The organism is Streptomyces sp. NPDC001606, from assembly GCF_053596835.1.
Window position 1 is genome coordinate 379,297 of the sequence record NZ_JBSFHC010000004.1, and the last position, 16,094, is coordinate 395,390.

The following is a 16,094-nucleotide window of genomic DNA, read 5'->3' on the forward strand; positions in this document are numbered from 1 at the left end:
CGCATCAGCTACCTTCGCACTCAACGCCTTTCCACCAAACATTTGTTAGGTGTGCGGCTTCGAAGCTAGCAGTCGGCGCGGACCAGCGGGAGGGCCTGTGGAAAACCCGGCGGCGCACCCTGTGGACAACTCGCTGCACGGCAGAACCGTCGTGGTCACCGGCGGCACCCGGGGGGTCGGCGCCGGGATCGCCCGGGCCTGCGCCGCAGCCGGTGCCCAGGTCCTCGCCTGCGCCCGCAGACCGCCCGAACACCCCCTGGACGGAGTCGAGTTCGCCCCGCTCGACCTGCGCGACCCGCCCGCCGTCCGGGCCTTCTTCGGCGCGCTGCCCCGCCTCGACGTCCTCGTCAACAACGCGGGCGGCACGCCGTACCGGCGGCTCGTCGACGCCGATGCCGAACGGCACGCGAAGGTCATCGAGCTGAACCTCGTCACCCCGCTGACCGCGTCCCTCGCCGCCTACGAGCACCTGCGGCGCAGCCGGGGCTCGGTGGTGATGGTCGGCAGCGTCAGCGGCACGCGTCCCTCGCCCGGGTCGGCCGCCTACGGCGCGGCCAAGGCGGGCCTGGCCGGTCTCGCCGCCTCCATGGCGGTGGAGTGGGCACCGGAGGTCCGGGTCAACACGCTCGTGGTCGGCATGGTCCGCACCGAGCTGTCCCCGCTGCACTACGGCGGCTCCGACGGCATCGCCGCCGTCTCCCGCACCGTCCCGCTGGGCCGCCTGGCCACCCCCGCCGACGTCGGCGCCGCCGCCGTCTTCCTCGCCTCCGATGCGGCCGCCTACATCAGCGGGGCGAGCCTGGAGGTGCACGGAGGCGGGGAACGGCCCGCCTTCCTGGCCGCCGCGACCGTCAACCGCCCACCAGGAGAACCGAGATGAACGGAATCTGCGCCGGCCGGGTCGTCGTCGTCACCGGTGCCGGACGCGGGCTCGGCCGGGCCCACGCCCTCGCCTTCGCGGCCGAGGGCGCCCGCGTCGTCGTCAACGACCTGGGCGTCGCACTCGACGGCGCACCGGACGGCGCGCCCGGCGCGGCGAACCCCGCCGAGGGCGTCGCCGCGGAGATCCGGGCCGCGGGCGGCGAGGCGGTCGTGCACGCCGGCGACATCGCCACCACCGAGGGCGCCGCCTCCCTGGTCCGGACCGCCCTGGAGCGCTACGGCCGGCTCGACACACTCGTCAACAACGCCGGCTTCCTGCGCGACCGCATGCTGGTCAACCTGGACGAGGACGACTGGGACGCGGTGATCCGCGTCCACCTCAAGGGCCACTTCCTGCCGCTGCGGCACGCCGCCGCCCACTGGCGGGCCGAGGCCAGGGCCGGGCGGAGGGCACAGGCCCGGATCGTCAACACCAGCAGCGGGGCGGGCCTGCTGGGCTCGGTCGGACAGGGCAACTACAGCGCCGCCAAGGCCGGGATCATCGGCCTGACCCTGGTCGCCGCGGCCGAACTGGCCCGCTACGGCGTCCAGGTCAACGCCGTCGCCCCCGCCGCCCGCACCCGGATGACGGAACGTGCCTTCGCCGAGGCCATGGCGGCCCCGGCGGCCGGGTTCGACGCCATGGCGCCCGAGAACGTCTCCCCGCTCGTCGTCTGGCTCGGCTCCGCCGCCAGCGACGGCGTGACCGGCCGGGTCTTCGAGGCGGAGGGCGGCCGCATCACCGTCATGGAGGGCTGGCGCCCCGGCCCGACCGCCGAGAAGGCGGCCCGCTGGACACCGGCCGAGGCCGGGCAGGAAGCACGCCGGCTGCTGGCCGCGGCCCACCCTCCAACGCCCGCCTACGGAGCGCACCCCTAGGTGTCGCACTCCAGCACCGTCCGGCACAACCCGCACCGCGCGCGGACCCGCCCCCGCACCGGCACCCTGATCCGCTGGTGACAGGTCGGACAGGGGAAGGAGACGCGCAGCTCACCGGAGGGGCCGGGGGCGAAGGCGTACGAGGTCCCGGACGCGTCCGGCGCCATCGGCACCGCATGCCGCCGGTCATGGGCGTACCGGCGCCGCCCCGCCCAGCCGGCGCCGGTCAGCGGCGGCTGCTGCCCGTCCCGGCGGGCCAGGGCCAGCCCCTTGGTGTAGGCGGTGTAGGCCTGCGGGCTGGTGAACCACACGGACGGGTCCTCGCCGAAGAGCAGCGCCCGCTTGGCCAGCACGTAGCCGAACTCCTCGGGGGTGAGATAGCCGAGCTTCTGGGAGGTGACGGCGTCCTCCCGGTAGGCGTCCAGGAGCAGCCAGCCCGCCCCCAGGTAGGCCGTCACCGTGTCGGTGAGGATCTCGTTCTCGGCCGTGGTCGGGAAGGCGAGGTCCAGCCGGTGCAGATAGACGTGCGCCACCTCGTGGGCGAGCGCGGCGCCGATGTCCCGGCGGTGCGTGCGGAACCGGTCGTTGAGTTCCACGAAGTACTCGGGCCCCGCCGCCAGTTCCACGTGCGCCGCGTGGGTCATCTCCCGGAAGCCGACGACCAGCCGCGCGTCCGGCAGCCGGAAGTGCCGCACGATCTCGTGGGCCACCCGCTGCGCACCCAGATGCAGGTCGTCGGTGTCGCAGAAGGCCACATCGGCGGGGACCACGCTGGCCGAGAAGGTCTGCACGGCGGTGGGGGACAGGCGCCGGTACAGCGCGGTGATCGCGGCCCGTACCGTCTCCAGATGCGGGTAGCCGTGCTCGACCGGTCCGCCGTTCGCCACCTGCGCACCCCCAAAGACGCCGGAGCCCTCCTCCACTGTAGGCGCCGCGGACCGCCGGTCACACGGGCAGCAGCCGGGGAGCCGGCCGGTCCGGGGCCGCGTCCTGGAGCTCCAGCAGCCACACGTCGTTCGCGCCCTCCCGGAGCACCGGCCCGGGCACGTACAGGGTCCGCTGCGGACCCACCGACCAGTAGCGGCCCAGCCCGAACCCGTTGACCCACGCGAAGCCACGCGTCATGCCGGGCAGCTCCAGCCGCGCGTCCCCGGCCCCGCGGACCACGGCCGTCCCGCGGTACAGCCCCGGTCCGCCCCGCCCGGGCGGCGCACCGAACGGCACCGCGTCCACACCGCCGCGGAAGGCGTCCAGATCGAGGCCACGCGCGCGTACCCCGTGCAGATACTGCCGCTCGTGCAGGATGCCGCCGGTGACGCCCTTCGCCTCGCCGAACCGCGGCCCGTAGTTCACCCGGCCCAGGGACTCCACCCACAGCTCCACGCGCGCGGGACCCGCCACGGGCTCCGGCAGCCGCGGCTCCTCCTCGGTGAGCACCCCGGCCCGCTCGCCGTCGACGTACACCACCGCCAGGTCCCGCAGCCCGCGCACGGTCAGCGGGTACGGCCGGCGCGGTCCGGGCACGTCCACCGTGTAGTGCACGAGCCCCCGGGTGACCCGCAGTTCCTCGAAGGAGGGCGGCAGCGCGGCGGTCACCTCCTCGCCGCCCAGCGCGTCCAGGACGTCGCCGAGGGCCGCCCAGGAGACCACCGCCACCTCGGCCGGAGAACCCAGCACCGGCGGCCGCGGCGGCAGTGCGGGCAGCGGCCCGGGCGCGTACTCGGCCAGCACCTCGCGCAGCCGCCAGAACTTCTCCGTCGGGCGGCCGTACTCGTCGACGGGGGCGTCGTAGTCGTACGACGTCACATCCGGCCGCAGCGGGCCCTCGTGCAGCGGGCCGCCCCGGTTGGCGCCCGCCCAGCCGCCGAAGCTGGTCCCGCCGTGCGCCATGTACAGGTTCACCGACGCCCCGCACTCCAGGATCTCCCGCAGCGTCGCGGCGGCCTCCCCCGGGTCGCGTACGACCGGCTCCCCGGCCCAGTGGCAGAACCAGCCGCACCAGAACTCCATGCACATCAGCGGGCCCTGCGGGCGGTGGCGGCGCAGCGTCTCGAAGGCCACGCGCGCGTGGGAGCCGAAGTTCACCGTCGCGAGCACCCCGGGCAGCGAGCCGCCGGTCAGCATGTGGTCCTCGGGACCGTCCGAGGTGCACAGCGGAACCGTCACCCCCTCGGCCCGCAGCAGCGCGGCCAGCTCCCGAAGATGGCCGGTGTCGCTGCCGTAGCTGCCGTACTCGTTCTCCACCTGGACCAGCAGCACCGGGCCGCCGCGGTCGGTCTGCCGGGACACGATGTCCGGCAGCAGACGGCGGAACCAGTCGCGCACCGGCGCCATATAGCGCTCGTCACGCGTACGCGCGCGCGTGCCCGGCTCGCCCGTCACCCACACCGGCACCCCGCCGTTCTCCCACTCCGCGCAGATGTACGGCCCCGGCCGCACCACCGCCCACAGGCCCGCCTCCGCGACCGCGTCCAGAAAGCGGCCGACCGCCGCCACGTCCCGGTACTCGCCCGGGGCCGGTGCGTGCAGGTTCCAGGGGACGTACGTCTCCACGCAGTTCAGGCCCATGGCGCGCAGCATCGCCAGTCGGTGCCGCCACAGCCGCTCGTGCACCCGGAAGTAGTGCAGCGCCCCGGACAGCAGCCGCACCGGCCGCCCGTCCAGCAGGAACTCCGATTCCCCGACCGTGAACTCGCCCATGCCTCCCAGCCTCACCCCTTCCGGTGATCGCCGCCATGGACGAAGATCGGCGCTGCTTGGACAGAAGTCCGCTGCCGCCGAGGCCGCGAGGAGCGCCGATGTACCAGACCTGGATGCGGTTCTTCAGCCCCGGCCCCGCCCACCACCGCCTCGGCCTGGTCTGCCTCGGCGTGGGCCTCCAGCACGGCGCGCTGCCCACCGTCGGCCCGCGCACCCTCGACCACCACGTGGCCGTGGTGATCAGCGCGGGCGGCGGCTGGTACCGGGCCGCGGACGGCCGCCGTACGACCGTCACGGCGCCCGCGCTGCTCTGGCTCACCCCCGGCGTGCCGCACCACTACGCGCCCGACGCGGACACCGGCTGGGACGAGGGCTTCGTCGACTTCGCCGGCCCCGCCACACCCTCGTACACCGAACTCGGCTACATCGAACCCGACCGGCCCGTCGTCCCCCTCTCCGACGCCGCCGCGCCCCGCGCGGTCATCGCCCGCATCGCCCGCGCCGCCCGCCGCGGCAACCCCCTGCTGGAGGTGGAGACCGGCGCCGCCGTGCACGAGCTGCTGGTGGCCCTGCGCCGCGCCCGCGCCGATCTCGCCCCGGACGGCGACCAGGTGCTCCAGGCGCTGGCCCGGGACGCCTGCACGACGATGAGCGTCGCCGACCACGCGGCCCGGCACGGGATGACCGCCGCCGAGCTGCGCAGCGCCGTCCGCCGGGCCGCCGGATGCACCCCCAAGGACTATCTCCTCGGCATCCGCCTGGGCCGCGCCAAGGAACTCCTGGCCGCCACCGAGCTGTCCGTCGCCGCCGTGGCCCGCCGGGTCGGTTACGACGACCCCGCCTACTTCTCGCGGCTCTTCACCCGCCGCGTCGGCCTCGCCCCGGTCCGCTTCCGGGACCAGCAGGGCCGTGCCGTCCCGGGCGGCTGGAGCGACCGGGTCCCCGAGCCCGGCCACCCCCCGATGATCCAGTCCCCGGACACCCCGTAGGCCGACCGCCGCCGAGCACATAGGGTTGACACCCATGACCACCAGCAACACCGGCACCGGTGCCGTGGATCCCGAGGTCCGCCAGGAACTGGAGCGGCTGCGCGACAGCATCGACAACATCGACGCGGCCGTCGTCCATATGCTCGCCGAGCGCTTCAAGTGCACCCAGCAGGTCGGCCGGCTCAAGGCCGTGCACCAGCTGCCGCCCGCCGACCCGGCCCGCGAGGCCCGCCAGATCGAGCGGCTGCGCCGCCTCGCCGAGAGCGCCAAGCTCGATCCGGCGTTCGCCGAGAAGTTCCTGAACTTCATCATCGCCGAGGTGATCCGGCACCACGAGAGCATCGCCGAGGACACCGTCAACGGACAGTCCGCACAGCACTGACACCGAAAGGCGGGGCGTCAAGGGGGCGGCGGGCGCACGCGCCGGGCGCCCCGGTGCACCGGACATAAGCCGTGTACCGACCCGCCCCTGTGCGGTGTCGGCCCCATCGGGCAGCATGGCGTGCATGTCCGTACTCACGCGCGACGAAGCGCAAGCCCGAGCACAGCTCCTCGACGTCCACCGGTACACGGTCGCACTGGACCTCACCACCGGGGACGAGACCTTCCTCTCCCGCACAGTGATCCGGTTCACCGCGCTGGCCGAGGGAGACACGTTCGTCGAGCTGAAGCCCGCGGAACTGCGCGCCGTCACGCTCGACGGGCAGCCCCTCGACCCGGAGTCGCTGCACGCGAACCGGCTGCCCCTGAAGAACCTCACCGCCGGCGAGCACGAGCTGCATGTCGATGCGGTCATGCGCTACTCCCGCACCGGCGAGGGCATGCACCGCTTCACCGACCCCAGCGACGGCGAGACCTACGTCTACTCGCAGCTGTTCATGGACGACGTCCAGCGCGTCTTCGCGGCCTTCGACCAGCCCGACCTGAAGGCCGTCTTCGAGGTGTCCGTCACGGCGCCCGAGGGCTGGACCGTCCTCGCCAACAGCGTCACCGAGCACCAGGGCGACGGCCGCTGGCAGGCCGCACCCACCCCGCCGGTCTCCACCTACCTGGTCGCCGTCGCCGCCGGCCCCTGGCACTCGGTGCGCACCGAACACCGCGGGCTGCCCTTCGGCCTGCACTGCCGCCGCTCCCTCGCCCCCTACCTGGACGCCGACGCCGAGGAGATCCTCGACATCACGCGCGCGTGCTTCGACCGCTACCACGAGAAGTTCGAGGAGCCCTACCCCTTCGACTCCTACGACCAGGCGTTCGTCCCCGAGTTCAACGCGGGCGCCATGGAGAACCCGGGCCTGGTCACCTTCCGCGACGAGTTCGTCTACCGCTCCGCCGTCACCGAGACCGAGCGGCAGATCCGCGCCATGGTCGTCGCGCACGAGATGGCCCACATGTGGTTCGGCGACCTCGTCACCCTGCGGTGGTGGGACGACGTCTGGCTGAACGAGTCCTTCGCCGAGTACATGGGCTACCAGACCACCGCCGAGGCCACCCGCTTCACCGGCCCCTGGACCGAGTTCGCCGTCACCCGCAAGTCCTGGGGCTACGACGCCGACCAGCGGCCCACCACCCACCCGGTCGCCCCCGAGAACGTCGAGGACACGGCCTCGGCGCTGCTCAACTTCGACGGCATCTCCTACGCCAAGGGCGCCTCCGCGCTGCGCCAGCTGGCCGCCTGGCTCGGCGAGAAGGACTTCCTCGCCGGCATCAACACCCACTTCGCCCGGCACAAGTTCGCCAACGCCAGCCTCGCCGACTTCATCGACTCCCTCGCCTCGGCCACCGACCGCGACGTGCACGCCTGGGCCGACAGCTGGCTGCGCACCACCGGCGTCGACACGCTCACCCCGGTGATCGCCTCCGCCGAGGGCAGCTGCACGCTGACCGTCGACCGCGCGGGCAGCCGCCCGCACCGCATCACCGCCGGCCTGTACGACCACGACCTCGCCGACGAGGGCCGGCTGGTGCTGCGCGAGCGCCTCGACCTGGACGTGCCGTCGGCCGACCCGCACCCCATCGGCAAGCGCCCCGCCCTGCTCCTGCTCAACGACGGCGACCTCACCTACGCCAAGATCCGCTTCGACGCCGGCTCCTTCGAGACCGTCCGCACCGCCCTGTCCGCCCTGCCCGACCCGCTCAGCCGCGCGCTGGTCTGGAACGCCCTGCGGGACGCCGTCCGCGACGGTGAACTCCCGCCCGCCGTCTACCTGGAGACGGCCCGCGCCCACCTTCCGCGCGAGACCGACCTGGCCGTCGTCGAGGGCGCCCTGGCCTTCGCCTCGGGCCAGATCGCCGACCAGTACCTGCGTCCCGAGGACCGCCCGGCCGCCCTCGCCACCCTCACCTCCCTCGCCCGCGACCTGCTGCGCCGCACCGAGGACGGCGACCACCCCGGCCTGCGCCTGCTCGCCGTGCGGCAGCTCGTCGACGCGGCCGCGCACCCCGACACCATCGCCGCCTGGCTCGCCGACGGCACGGTGCCCGGCGGACCGGAACTCGATCCCGAGCTGCGCTGGCGCATCCTCGGCCGGCTCGCCGTGCTCGGCGCCACCGACGAGGCCGCCATCGCCGCCGAGCTGGAGCGCGACCCGAGCGCCACCGGCCAGGAGGGTGCCGCCCGCTGCCGGGCCGCCCTGCCCGATCCGGACGCCAAGCGCGCGGCCTGGGACGCCATGTTCACCCGCGACGACCTGTCCAACTACCTGTTCACCGCCACCGCCCGCGGCTTCTGGCAGCCCGAACAGGCCGATCTGGTACGGGAGTACGTGCCGCGCTTCTACGAGGACGCGGTCGGCCTCGCCGCCCGCCGCGGTCCCGCCATCGCCGTCGCCGCCGGCCGCTGGTGCTTCCCGGCGCACGCCGTCGACGCCGAGAACCTCCACCTCGGCGAGGCCTGCCTGCGCGACGCGGACCCCGTCCCGTCCCTCCGCCGCACCCTCGCCGACCGCCTGGACGACCTGTCCCGCGCGCTGCGGGTACGCGACGAGCGAACGAAGGCATAGCGGCACCGCACCGACAGAGTCTGCCGCAGTGGGGCGGGGGTGAGCCACCGGGCACGAGCGCCCCGCACGGCCCCCACCCGCGCGCCGGGGCGCGCCTCCGGCGCCCCGGCCGCCCCGCTCCGGTGGCCTCGGCCTCGCTTCGGCGCGGCGCGCGGCCCGGCCGAGGCCGCGGTGGTGCAGCGGCAGGGCTCCGTCGTCGCGAGCCGTGAGGCAGCGCAGCAGTAAGCGGCCGTACCCCTGGAAGACCACGCCTGCGCGCCCCTCTCCCGGGGTGCCGCCCCGCTGGGGTGCCGCCCTGCACGGCCTCTCCCGGCGGCGCCGCCCGCCCCGCTAGAGCGCCCGCCCCGCTAGAGCGCCCGCCCCGCTAGGGTGCCGCCCGGCGCAGTACCGCCCGGCGTACGCGCCCCTCGCGCGGGCCCGGGCGTCGGTTGCCCGGCTCCTCCTGGGGTGGCGAGCCGGCGTCCAGGCTGAAGCCCAGCCGCTCCAGGAAGCGTTCGCCGGAAGGCCAACCGGGGGGCACCGTCGCCGTCACCGTAGCGGTGTCCCCGGCACGGGCCAGCAGCGACGCGGCGAGCAGCCGGCCGAGCCCCCGGCCCCGCGCCCAGGGCGCCAGCAGGAACAGCCCCACCGCCACCGCGCCCGGCTCCGGATGGTTCCGTACGGCGTCCACCACACCCGCCACGACCCCGTCCCGCTCCAGCACCAGCAGCACCTTGTCGTCGGGGCTCGCACCCTCCGGCAGCGCGTAGTACAGGCCCTGCACATCGCCCGGCCCGGACGGCAGTCCCGTCGCCGCCAGGAACCAGTCCTCGCACTCCTCGAACAGCCTCAGCAGCGGCCCCTCGTCCGCCGGGCCCAGCTCCCGCACCAGCACCCGCTCACCGGGCACGTCGATCGTCCACACGCACACCACCGCCCCAACGCGTTTTCCCCGTACGGGAATACCCACTTTCGGGTTCTGTTCGCCGGACTTTCGGGACGTGCGCTCCACTACCGGTACAAGCTGGAACTCCGGCCGTACGCCCAGTGCCCCGCACCCCGCCCGAGGAGGGTCCATGAGCGCAGGAGAGCCGTTGGTCGTCCCGCCCCTCGCCGCAGGCCCCGGCGGCCCCGACGCACTGCGGCCGCTGCTCGGCACCGTGCTGGACGCGCTCGCCGCCGGCGGCCGGGCGCGCGGCGGGCCGCTGCCCGCGGGCGGACCGCGGGCCGTCGCCGCACGCGTCGCCGACGCCCTCGGGGACGTCCTGCCGGACGACGGCGACCCCGACGCCCTGCGCACCCTGGTACACGCCCTCGCCGAGGGCGCCGCCGACCCCGCCGACCCGCTGTGCGCGGCCCATCTGCACTGCCCGCCGCTCGCCGTGGCCACCGCCGCCGACCTCGCCGTCAGCGCCCTCAACCCCTCGCTGGACTCCTGGGACCAGGCCCCGGCCGCCTCCGCCCTGGAGGCCGAGGTCACCCGGGCCCTGGCGCGACAGGCCGGGCTGGCCGACGCGGTGGTCACCACCGGCGGCACCGAGGCCAACCAGCTCGCCCTGCTGCTCGCCCGCGAGGCGCACGGCGGCAGCGTCCGGCTGGTCTGCGGGGCCGGCGCCCACCACTCGCTGCCGCGCGCCGCCTGGCTGCTCGGCCTGCCCGACCCGGTCGTCCTCCCGGCCCCCGGCGGCACCCTGGACCCCGCCACCCTCGACGCCGCCCTCACCGTCCTCTCCGGCCCGCTGCTGGTCGCGGCGACCGCCGGCACCACCGACGCCGGCCTCATCGACCCGCTGCCCGAGATCGCCGGGCTGTGCACCGCGCACGGCGCCCGGCTGCACATCGACGCCGCCTACGGCGGAGGCCTCCTCTTCAGCGACCGGCACCGGGAGAAGCTCGCCGGGCTGGAGGCCGCCCACACCGTCACCCTCGATCTGCACAAGCTCGGCTGGCAGCCGGTCGCCGCCGGGCTCCTCGCCGTCGCCCGCCCCCGTGAACTCGCCGCCCTGCACCAGCGCGCCGACTATCTGAACGCGGACGACGACACCGAGGCCGGCCTCCCCGACCTGCTGGCCCGCTCCCCGCGCACCACCCGGCGCCCCGACATCCTCAAGATCGCCGTCACCCTGAGAACCCTCGGCCGCCGCGGACTCGGCGCCCTGGTCGACCAGGTCTGCGCCCGCGCCCGGGAGTTCGCCGCCCTGGTCCAGGACGACCCGGGCTTCGAGCTGTACGACCGGCCGGTGATCAGCACGGTCCTGTTCCGGCCGTACGCGGCCGCCGACGCCGACGTGGCCGCCGTACGCCGCACGCTGCTGCACGAGGGCCGGGCCGTCCTCGGCCGCGCCCGCCTCGACGGCCGGCTCTGGCTCAAGGCCACCTTCCTCAACCCCCACACCCGCCCGGCCGACCTCGCCCACCTCCTCGAACTCGTCGGGAAACACGCCGCAGAAGCCGCCGCAGAGCCCGCCGAAGACCTTGTGGAACCACCCGTCGAAGGAAGCCCCCTCAGATGACCCACCCCCCACGGCACGAGCCCGAGTCCCCCCGTGACCTGGTCGGCATCGGCATCGGGCCGTGCAACCTCTCCCTCGCCGCCCTCGCCCACCCGCTCGCCGAACTCGACGCCGTCTTCTACGAGCAGCGCCCCGGCTTCGACTGGCACCCCGGCCTGCTCATCGAGGGCGCCACCATCCAGGTGCCGTTCCTCGCCGACCTGGTGACCCTCGCCGACCCCACCAGCCCCTGGAGCTTCCTGAACTACCTGCGCGGCCGCGACCGGCTGTTCCCCTTCTACTTCGCCGAGCGCTTCCACATCCACCGTGCCGAGTACGACGGCTACTGCCGCTGGGTCGCGCAGCAGCTGCCCGGACTCCACTTCCGCCACCAGGTCGACGCCATCCGCTGGAACCCCGAACGGGACGTCTTCGAGGTCGACTTCACCCAGCTCGACAGCGAGGGCGAGGCCGAGGCCCTGGGCCGTACCTACACCCGCAACATCGTCCTGGGCGTGGGCACCGCACCCCATGTGCCCGACCCGCTCCAGCCCCTCGTGGACGCCCCCGGCGTGCCGGTGATCCACGCCGCCGACTATCTCGGCCACCGCGCCGCCCTGCTCGCCGCCGGGCATGTCACCGTCGTCGGCTCCGGCCAGTCCGGCGCCGAGATCTTCCTCGACCTGCTGCGCCACCGCCCGCCCGGCCGGGAGCAGCTGCACTGGATCGGCCGCAGCGAGGCCTTCGCACCGATGGAGTACTCCAAGCTCGGCCTGGAGCACTTCACCCCGGACTACACCCGCTACTTCCACGCCCTCAGCGAGCCCGTCCGGGACCGGCTGGTCGCCGCCCAGTGGCAGCTGCACAAGGGCATCGACGCCGGCACCCTCGCCGCCATCCACGACGAGCTGTACCGGCGCACCCTGGACGGCGGCTGGCCCGACGCCGTGCTCACCCCCGGGGTCCGGGTCCGTACGGCCGGCCGGATCGCCGCCACCCGGATCGAGCTGCACCTGGAACACCTCCAGCAGAGCAGCCGCTCCCGGCTGACCACCGACGCCGTCGTCCTCGCCACCGGCTACCGCGAGCGCCCCCTCGGCCGCATCCTCGCCGGACTCGACCCCTACATGCGCCGGGACAGCAGCGAACGCCCGCGCATCGACGAGGAGTTCCGGCTGGTCCTCGACCCCTCCGTGACCGGCGCGGTCTACGTCCAGAACGCCGAGCTGCACACCCACGGCATCGGCGCGCCCGACCTCGGCCTCGCCGCCTGGCGCAGCGCGAGCATCCTCAACTCGCTCACCGGCAAGGAGCCGTACCCGCTGCCGGTCCGAACCGCCTTCACCACCTTCGGACTTCACCAGGAACCCAGGGTTCCGCAGGCCCGGCAGGCGAAGCGGCTGACCCCGCTGACCGACGGGAGGTGAGAAGGCCGGTCACACCGGAAGAACGAGCGGCCCGGCGGTGTTGGGGGCTGCCATGAACACGACTTGGATCGCCGCCCGCCGTGCCGCCGTCGTCAGCCCGTACGAGAGTTCCGCCCTGGCCCCGAGCCGGGGCCTCGCCGGACAGACCCTTCGTCAGTATCTGCGGCTCGCCGGGGGAGGGGAGGCGGTGCGGATCACGCTCAGCAACCGCTACGGCAAGGAGCCCCTGGAGATCGGCGCCGCCCGCCTCGCCACCCGCACCGCCGGCCACGGCATCGACCCGGCGACCGACACCCCGCTCACCTTCGCCGGGTCCGCCACCGTCACGATCCCGGCGGGCGAGGAGACCGTCAGCGACCCGGTCGAGCGTGCCGTCACTGCCGGCCAGGAACTCGCCGTCAGCCTCTATCTGCCCGGTGACACCGGCCTGACCACCTTCTCGATGGTGCCCTACGACACCGGCCACGCGGCCCCCGGCGACCAGGCGTCCGCCGCGCGGCTGCGCGACGCCGAGGAGGTGCCGACCGGCCACTTCGGCATCGGCGCCGATGTACGGGCGCCCGAGGGCACCCGGATCGCGGTGGCCTTCGGCGACTCCTGGATCGAGGGCACAGGCACCACTCCCGGCCGGGACGGCAGCTTCCCCGCGCAGCTCGGCCGCCGGCTCGGCCGCGGCTGGATCGTCAACCAGGGCATCGCCGGCAACCGCCTGCTCACCGACGAGATCGGCGAGCGCCTGCTCAGCCGCGTCGACCGCGATGTCCTCGCGGTGCCCGGGGTGAGCCATGTCCTGATCCACATCGGCCTCAACGACCTGGGCATGCCCGGCTTCCGTGCCTTCCCCGCACCCGCCGAGGGCGCCGGCGCGGCCGACCTCATCACCGGGCTCACCGCTCTCGCCGAGCGCCTGCGGGCCGCCGGGCTCACCGTGATCGGCTCCACCATCGGCCCGTACCGGGGCACGGTCTACGAGGGGTACGACACCGAAGCCGGCCAGGCCGCCCGGCGCGAGGTCAACGCCTGGCTGCTCAGCGAGCGGAACCCGTTCGACGCGGTGGTGGACCTCGCCGCCGCCGTCGCCGACCCGGACCGGCCCGACCGGATCCGCCCGGAATTCGACAGCGGCGACGGTCTGCACGTCAATGACGCCGGCGCGGAAGCGATCGCCGACGCCGTGGACGTCCGTCTGTTCGACCTGTAGAACGAGAAACCGGGAAATCGCTCAAAGGAGCGGGCCGTCGCCCAATTCAACACTTGTCAATAAGCCTTTACCCAGAGTCTGTTGAGTGGACATACGGCGCCGATTCTCTACCCGTGGGTAAGCCATAGGCTCGACTCATGCGCCGAGCAAAGATCGTTTGTACATTGGGGCCTGCCACCGACTCGTACGACCAGATCAAGGCACTGGTCGAAGCCGGAATGGACGTCGCCCGTTTCAACCTCAGCCACGGCACCTACGCCGAACACGAGGAGCGTTATCAGCGCGTACGGAAAGCGGCCGACGAAACCGGCCGCAGCGTGGGAATCCTCGCCGACCTTCAGGGTCCGAAGATCCGCCTCGGCCGCTTCCGCGAAGGACCGGTACTCCTTGAACGCGGGGACACCTTCACCATCACCGTCGAGGAGGGCGTCGAGGGCGACCGCCACCAGGTCGGCACCACCTATGCCGGTCTCGCCGCCGACGTCACCCCCGGCGAGCGCGTCCTCGTCGACGACGGCAAGGTCTGCCTGGAGGTGACCGCCGTCGACGGCCCCCGGGTGCGCACGGTGGTGGTCGAGGGCGGCATGGTCTCCGACCACAAGGGCCTCAACCTGCCCGGCGTCGCCGTCTCCGTCCCCGCCCTCTCCCCGAAGGACGAGGACGACCTGCGGTGGGCGCTGCGCACCGGCTTCGACGTCATCGCCCTCTCCTTCGTCCGCAGCGGCGACGACGCCCGGGACGTGCAGCGCATCATGGCCGAGGAGGGCCGCCGCCTCCCGGTGATCGCCAAGATCGAGAAGCCGCAGGCCGTCGCCGACCTCGACTCCATCGTGGCCGCCTTCGACGGACTGATGGTCGCGCGCGGCGACCTCGGGGTGGAGATGCCGCTGGAGCAGGTGCCGATCGTGCAGAAGCGCGCGGTCAAGCTGGCCAAGCGCAATGCCAAGCCGGTCATCGTGGCGACCCAGATGCTCGACTCGATGATCGAGAACTCCCGGCCGACCCGCGCCGAGGCCTCCGACGTGGCCAACGCGGTCCTCGACGGCGCGGACGCGGTGATGCTGTCCGGCGAGACCAGCGTCGGCAAGTACCCGGTCGAGACCGTGCGCACCATGGCGAAGATCGTCGAAGCGGCCGAGGAGGACATGCTGGCGGCCGGTCTGCCGCCGCTGACCGAGCGGAACAAGCCCCGCACCCAGGGCGGCGCGGTCGCCCGGGCCGCCGCCGAGATGGGCGACTTCCTCGGAGCGCGGTTCCTGGTGGCCTTCACCCAGTCGGGAGACACGGCCCGCCGGCTGTCCCGGTACCGCTCGCCGATCCCGCTGCTCGCCTTCACCCCGGAGCCGGCCACCCGCTCCCAGCTCAGCCTGACCTGGGGCGCCGAGACCTTCCTCGGCCCGCATGTCGACTCCACGGACGCGATGGTGGCCCAGGTGGACGAGCTGCTGCTGCGCTACGGCCGGTGCCGCAAGGGCGATGTCGTGGTCATCACGGCGGGTTCACCGCCCGGGGTCTCCGGCTCGACCAACATGGTCCGGGTGCATCACATCGGCGAGGACGACCGCCCGAAGTGAACGCGAAAAGGGCCCCTCATCGAGAGGGGCCCGCAAGAAGTGCTGACCTTGGGATCCAAGGAAAAGTGCCCCGGGTCGGACTCGAACCGACACTGTACGGGTTTTGAATCCGTTGCCTGCTGCCAATTGGGCTACCGGGGCTCGCAGAATCCAAGGTTTCCCCCGACCCTCCGCGCGTCCACCATACCGTAGCTAGGTAGGCTCTTGTCAGCAGTACCCCTGCCCCTGAACGAGGAGCCCCCGTGACCGCCGAGTCGCCCCAGCCCGCAGACGCGCCCGACGACGAGATGTCGCACGTGCCTCCGCTGACGACCCGTGTCGTCATCGCCGAGGACGAGGCCCTGATCCGGCTCGACCTCAAAGAGATGCTGGAGGAGGAGGGGTACACCGTCGTCGGCGAGGCCGGGGACGGTGAGCAGGCGGTCGAGCTGGCCCGGGAGCACCGGCCGGACCTGGTGATCATGGATGTGAAGATGCCCAAGCTGGACGGCATCTCCGCGGCCGAGAAGATCGCCGAGGAGTCCATCGCCCCGGTCCTGATGCTCACCGCGTTCTCGCAGCGCGACCTGGTGGAGCGGGCCCGTGACGCCGGCGCCATGGCCTACCTGGTCAAGCCGTTCAGCAAGAGCGATGTCGTCCCGGCGATCGAGATGGCCGTCTCCCGCTTCACCGAGCTGCGGCAGCTGGAGAAGGAGGTCGCCGACCTCACCCTGCGGCTGGAGACCCGCAAGCTGGTCGACCGCGCGAAGTCCGTCCTCCAGACCGAGTACGGCCTGACCGAGCCGGCCGCGTTCCGCTGGATCCAGAAGACCTCCATGGACCGCCGGATGTCGATGCAGCAGGTCGCCGAGGCGGTCATCGCGGACAGCCAGGAGAAGAAGGCCGCGAAGAAGGGCTGACCGATGCTTCCCCGCGCCCCTGCCGAGGCGCGGG

At 73.6% G+C, this 16,094-nt stretch carries 13 protein-coding genes and 1 tRNA gene; 10 read left to right on the forward strand and 4 right to left on the reverse strand.

Annotation, left to right across the window (positions count from 1 at the left end):
- The first annotated feature begins 97 nt into the window (after positions 1-97).
- Together ACWCV9_RS11455 and ACWCV9_RS11460 are read left to right on the forward strand one after the other, a co-directional pair.
- Positions 98-880, forward strand: coding sequence for an SDR family oxidoreductase (locus ACWCV9_RS11455; protein WP_450785718.1), 783 nt, complete (start codon positions 98-100; stop codon positions 878-880).
- Entirely contained in the window at positions 877-1,800 is a 924-nt protein-coding gene (locus tag ACWCV9_RS11460; protein WP_450785719.1) for an SDR family oxidoreductase, read from the forward strand. The genes ACWCV9_RS11455 and ACWCV9_RS11460 overlap by 4 nt, the downstream gene beginning before the upstream one ends.
- Here ACWCV9_RS11460 and ACWCV9_RS11465 read toward each other — a convergent pair.
- Positions 1,797-2,687, reverse strand: a complete 891-nt coding sequence (locus tag ACWCV9_RS11465) for a hypothetical protein (protein ID WP_450785721.1) — start codon at positions 2,685-2,687, stop codon at positions 1,797-1,799. The two genes, ACWCV9_RS11460 and ACWCV9_RS11465, sit on opposite strands and share 4 nt — an antisense overlap.
- Before the next feature lie 58 nt (positions 2,688-2,745).
- Positions 2,746-4,500 carry a glycoside hydrolase family 35 protein gene (locus ACWCV9_RS11470; RefSeq protein WP_450785722.1) on the reverse strand — a complete coding sequence of 585 codons (1,755 nt, stop codon included), beginning with the start codon at positions 4,498-4,500 and terminating at the stop codon, positions 2,746-2,748.
- Between the two features lie 98 nt (positions 4,501-4,598).
- Here ACWCV9_RS11470 and ACWCV9_RS11475 point away from each other — a divergent pair, with 98 nt between their 5' ends.
- The 3 genes from ACWCV9_RS11475 to pepN all read left to right on the forward strand — a co-directional run bounded on the left by ACWCV9_RS11475 (position 4,599) and on the right by pepN (position 8,488).
- Positions 4,599-5,489: a helix-turn-helix domain-containing protein gene (locus tag ACWCV9_RS11475; RefSeq protein WP_450785723.1), complete on the forward strand. Its 891-nt coding sequence runs from the start codon at positions 4,599-4,601 to the stop codon at positions 5,487-5,489.
- A 34-nt stretch (positions 5,490-5,523) separates the two neighbouring features.
- Positions 5,524-5,871, forward strand: coding sequence for a chorismate mutase (locus ACWCV9_RS11480; RefSeq protein WP_450785725.1), 348 nt, complete (start codon positions 5,524-5,526; stop codon positions 5,869-5,871).
- Positions 5,872-5,995: 124 nt separating this feature from the next.
- Positions 5,996-8,488: an aminopeptidase N gene (gene pepN / locus ACWCV9_RS11485; RefSeq protein ID WP_450785727.1), complete on the forward strand. Its 2,493-nt coding sequence runs from the start codon at positions 5,996-5,998 to the stop codon at positions 8,486-8,488.
- Positions 8,489-8,852: 364 nt separating this feature from the next.
- On the opposite strand, the gene ACWCV9_RS11490 is transcribed toward pepN, so the two are convergent.
- Positions 8,853-9,392 (reverse strand): GNAT family N-acetyltransferase, encoded by a 540-nt coding sequence (locus ACWCV9_RS11490; protein ID WP_450785729.1) that lies wholly within the window; start codon positions 9,390-9,392, stop codon positions 8,853-8,855.
- A gap of 151 nt (positions 9,393-9,543) precedes the next feature.
- Between ACWCV9_RS11490 and ACWCV9_RS11495 the strand changes: the two genes are divergently transcribed.
- From ACWCV9_RS11495 to pyk, 4 genes are all read left to right on the forward strand, one after another.
- Complete coding sequence (locus tag ACWCV9_RS11495; RefSeq protein ID WP_450785730.1) at positions 9,544-10,980, forward strand: pyridoxal phosphate-dependent decarboxylase family protein; 1,437 nt, start codon at positions 9,544-9,546, stop codon at positions 10,978-10,980.
- Positions 10,977-12,386 (forward strand): lysine N(6)-hydroxylase/L-ornithine N(5)-oxygenase family protein, encoded by a 1,410-nt coding sequence (locus ACWCV9_RS11500; RefSeq protein ID WP_450785732.1) that lies wholly within the window; start codon positions 10,977-10,979, stop codon positions 12,384-12,386. Before ACWCV9_RS11495 ends, ACWCV9_RS11500 begins: the two co-directional genes overlap by 4 nt.
- Positions 12,387-12,438: 52 nt before the next feature.
- Positions 12,439-13,587: a GDSL-type esterase/lipase family protein gene (locus ACWCV9_RS11505; RefSeq protein WP_450785733.1), complete on the forward strand. Its 1,149-nt coding sequence runs from the start codon at positions 12,439-12,441 to the stop codon at positions 13,585-13,587.
- Positions 13,588-13,724: 137 nt separating this feature from the next.
- On the forward strand, positions 13,725-15,161 hold the full coding sequence (gene pyk / locus ACWCV9_RS11510) for a pyruvate kinase (RefSeq protein ID WP_450785734.1): 1,437 nt from the start codon (positions 13,725-13,727) through the stop codon (positions 15,159-15,161).
- Between the two features lie 66 nt (positions 15,162-15,227).
- Here the strand turns inward: pyk and ACWCV9_RS11515 are convergent.
- Positions 15,228-15,302: transfer RNA gene (locus ACWCV9_RS11515), tRNA-Leu, on the reverse strand.
- Positions 15,303-15,448: 146 nt separating this feature from the next.
- Here ACWCV9_RS11515 and ACWCV9_RS11520 point away from each other — a divergent pair.
- Complete coding sequence (locus ACWCV9_RS11520; protein WP_385843302.1) at positions 15,449-16,060, forward strand: ANTAR domain-containing response regulator; 612 nt, start codon at positions 15,449-15,451, stop codon at positions 16,058-16,060.
- Positions 16,061-16,094 lie beyond the last annotated feature (34 nt).

What these genes read in the sequence shown, in the direction of transcription:
- ACWCV9_RS11520 (WP_385843302.1), top strand. Translation starts at nt 15,449, where the DNA reads ATGTCGCACGTGCCTCCGCTGACGACCCGTGTCGTCATCGCCGAGGAC.
- ACWCV9_RS11505 (WP_450785733.1), top strand. Translation starts at nt 12,439, where the DNA reads ATGAACACGACTTGGATCGCCGCCCGCCGTGCCGCCGTCGTCAGCCCG.
- pepN (WP_450785727.1), top strand. Translation starts at nt 5,996, where the DNA reads ATGTCCGTACTCACGCGCGACGAAGCGCAAGCCCGAGCACAGCTCCTC.
- ACWCV9_RS11475 (WP_450785723.1), top strand. Translation starts at nt 4,599, where the DNA reads ATGTACCAGACCTGGATGCGGTTCTTCAGCCCCGGCCCCGCCCACCAC.
- ACWCV9_RS11470 (WP_450785722.1), bottom strand. Translation starts at nt 4,500, where the DNA reads ATGGGCGAGTTCACGGTCGGGGAATCGGAGTTCCTGCTGGACGGGCGG.
- ACWCV9_RS11500 (WP_450785732.1), top strand. Translation starts at nt 10,977, where the DNA reads ATGACCCACCCCCCACGGCACGAGCCCGAGTCCCCCCGTGACCTGGTC.
- ACWCV9_RS11495 (WP_450785730.1), top strand. Translation starts at nt 9,544, where the DNA reads ATGAGCGCAGGAGAGCCGTTGGTCGTCCCGCCCCTCGCCGCAGGCCCC.
- pyk (WP_450785734.1), top strand. Translation starts at nt 13,725, where the DNA reads ATGCGCCGAGCAAAGATCGTTTGTACATTGGGGCCTGCCACCGACTCG.
- ACWCV9_RS11460 (WP_450785719.1), top strand. Translation starts at nt 877, where the DNA reads ATGAACGGAATCTGCGCCGGCCGGGTCGTCGTCGTCACCGGTGCCGGA.
- ACWCV9_RS11480 (WP_450785725.1), top strand. Translation starts at nt 5,524, where the DNA reads ATGACCACCAGCAACACCGGCACCGGTGCCGTGGATCCCGAGGTCCGC.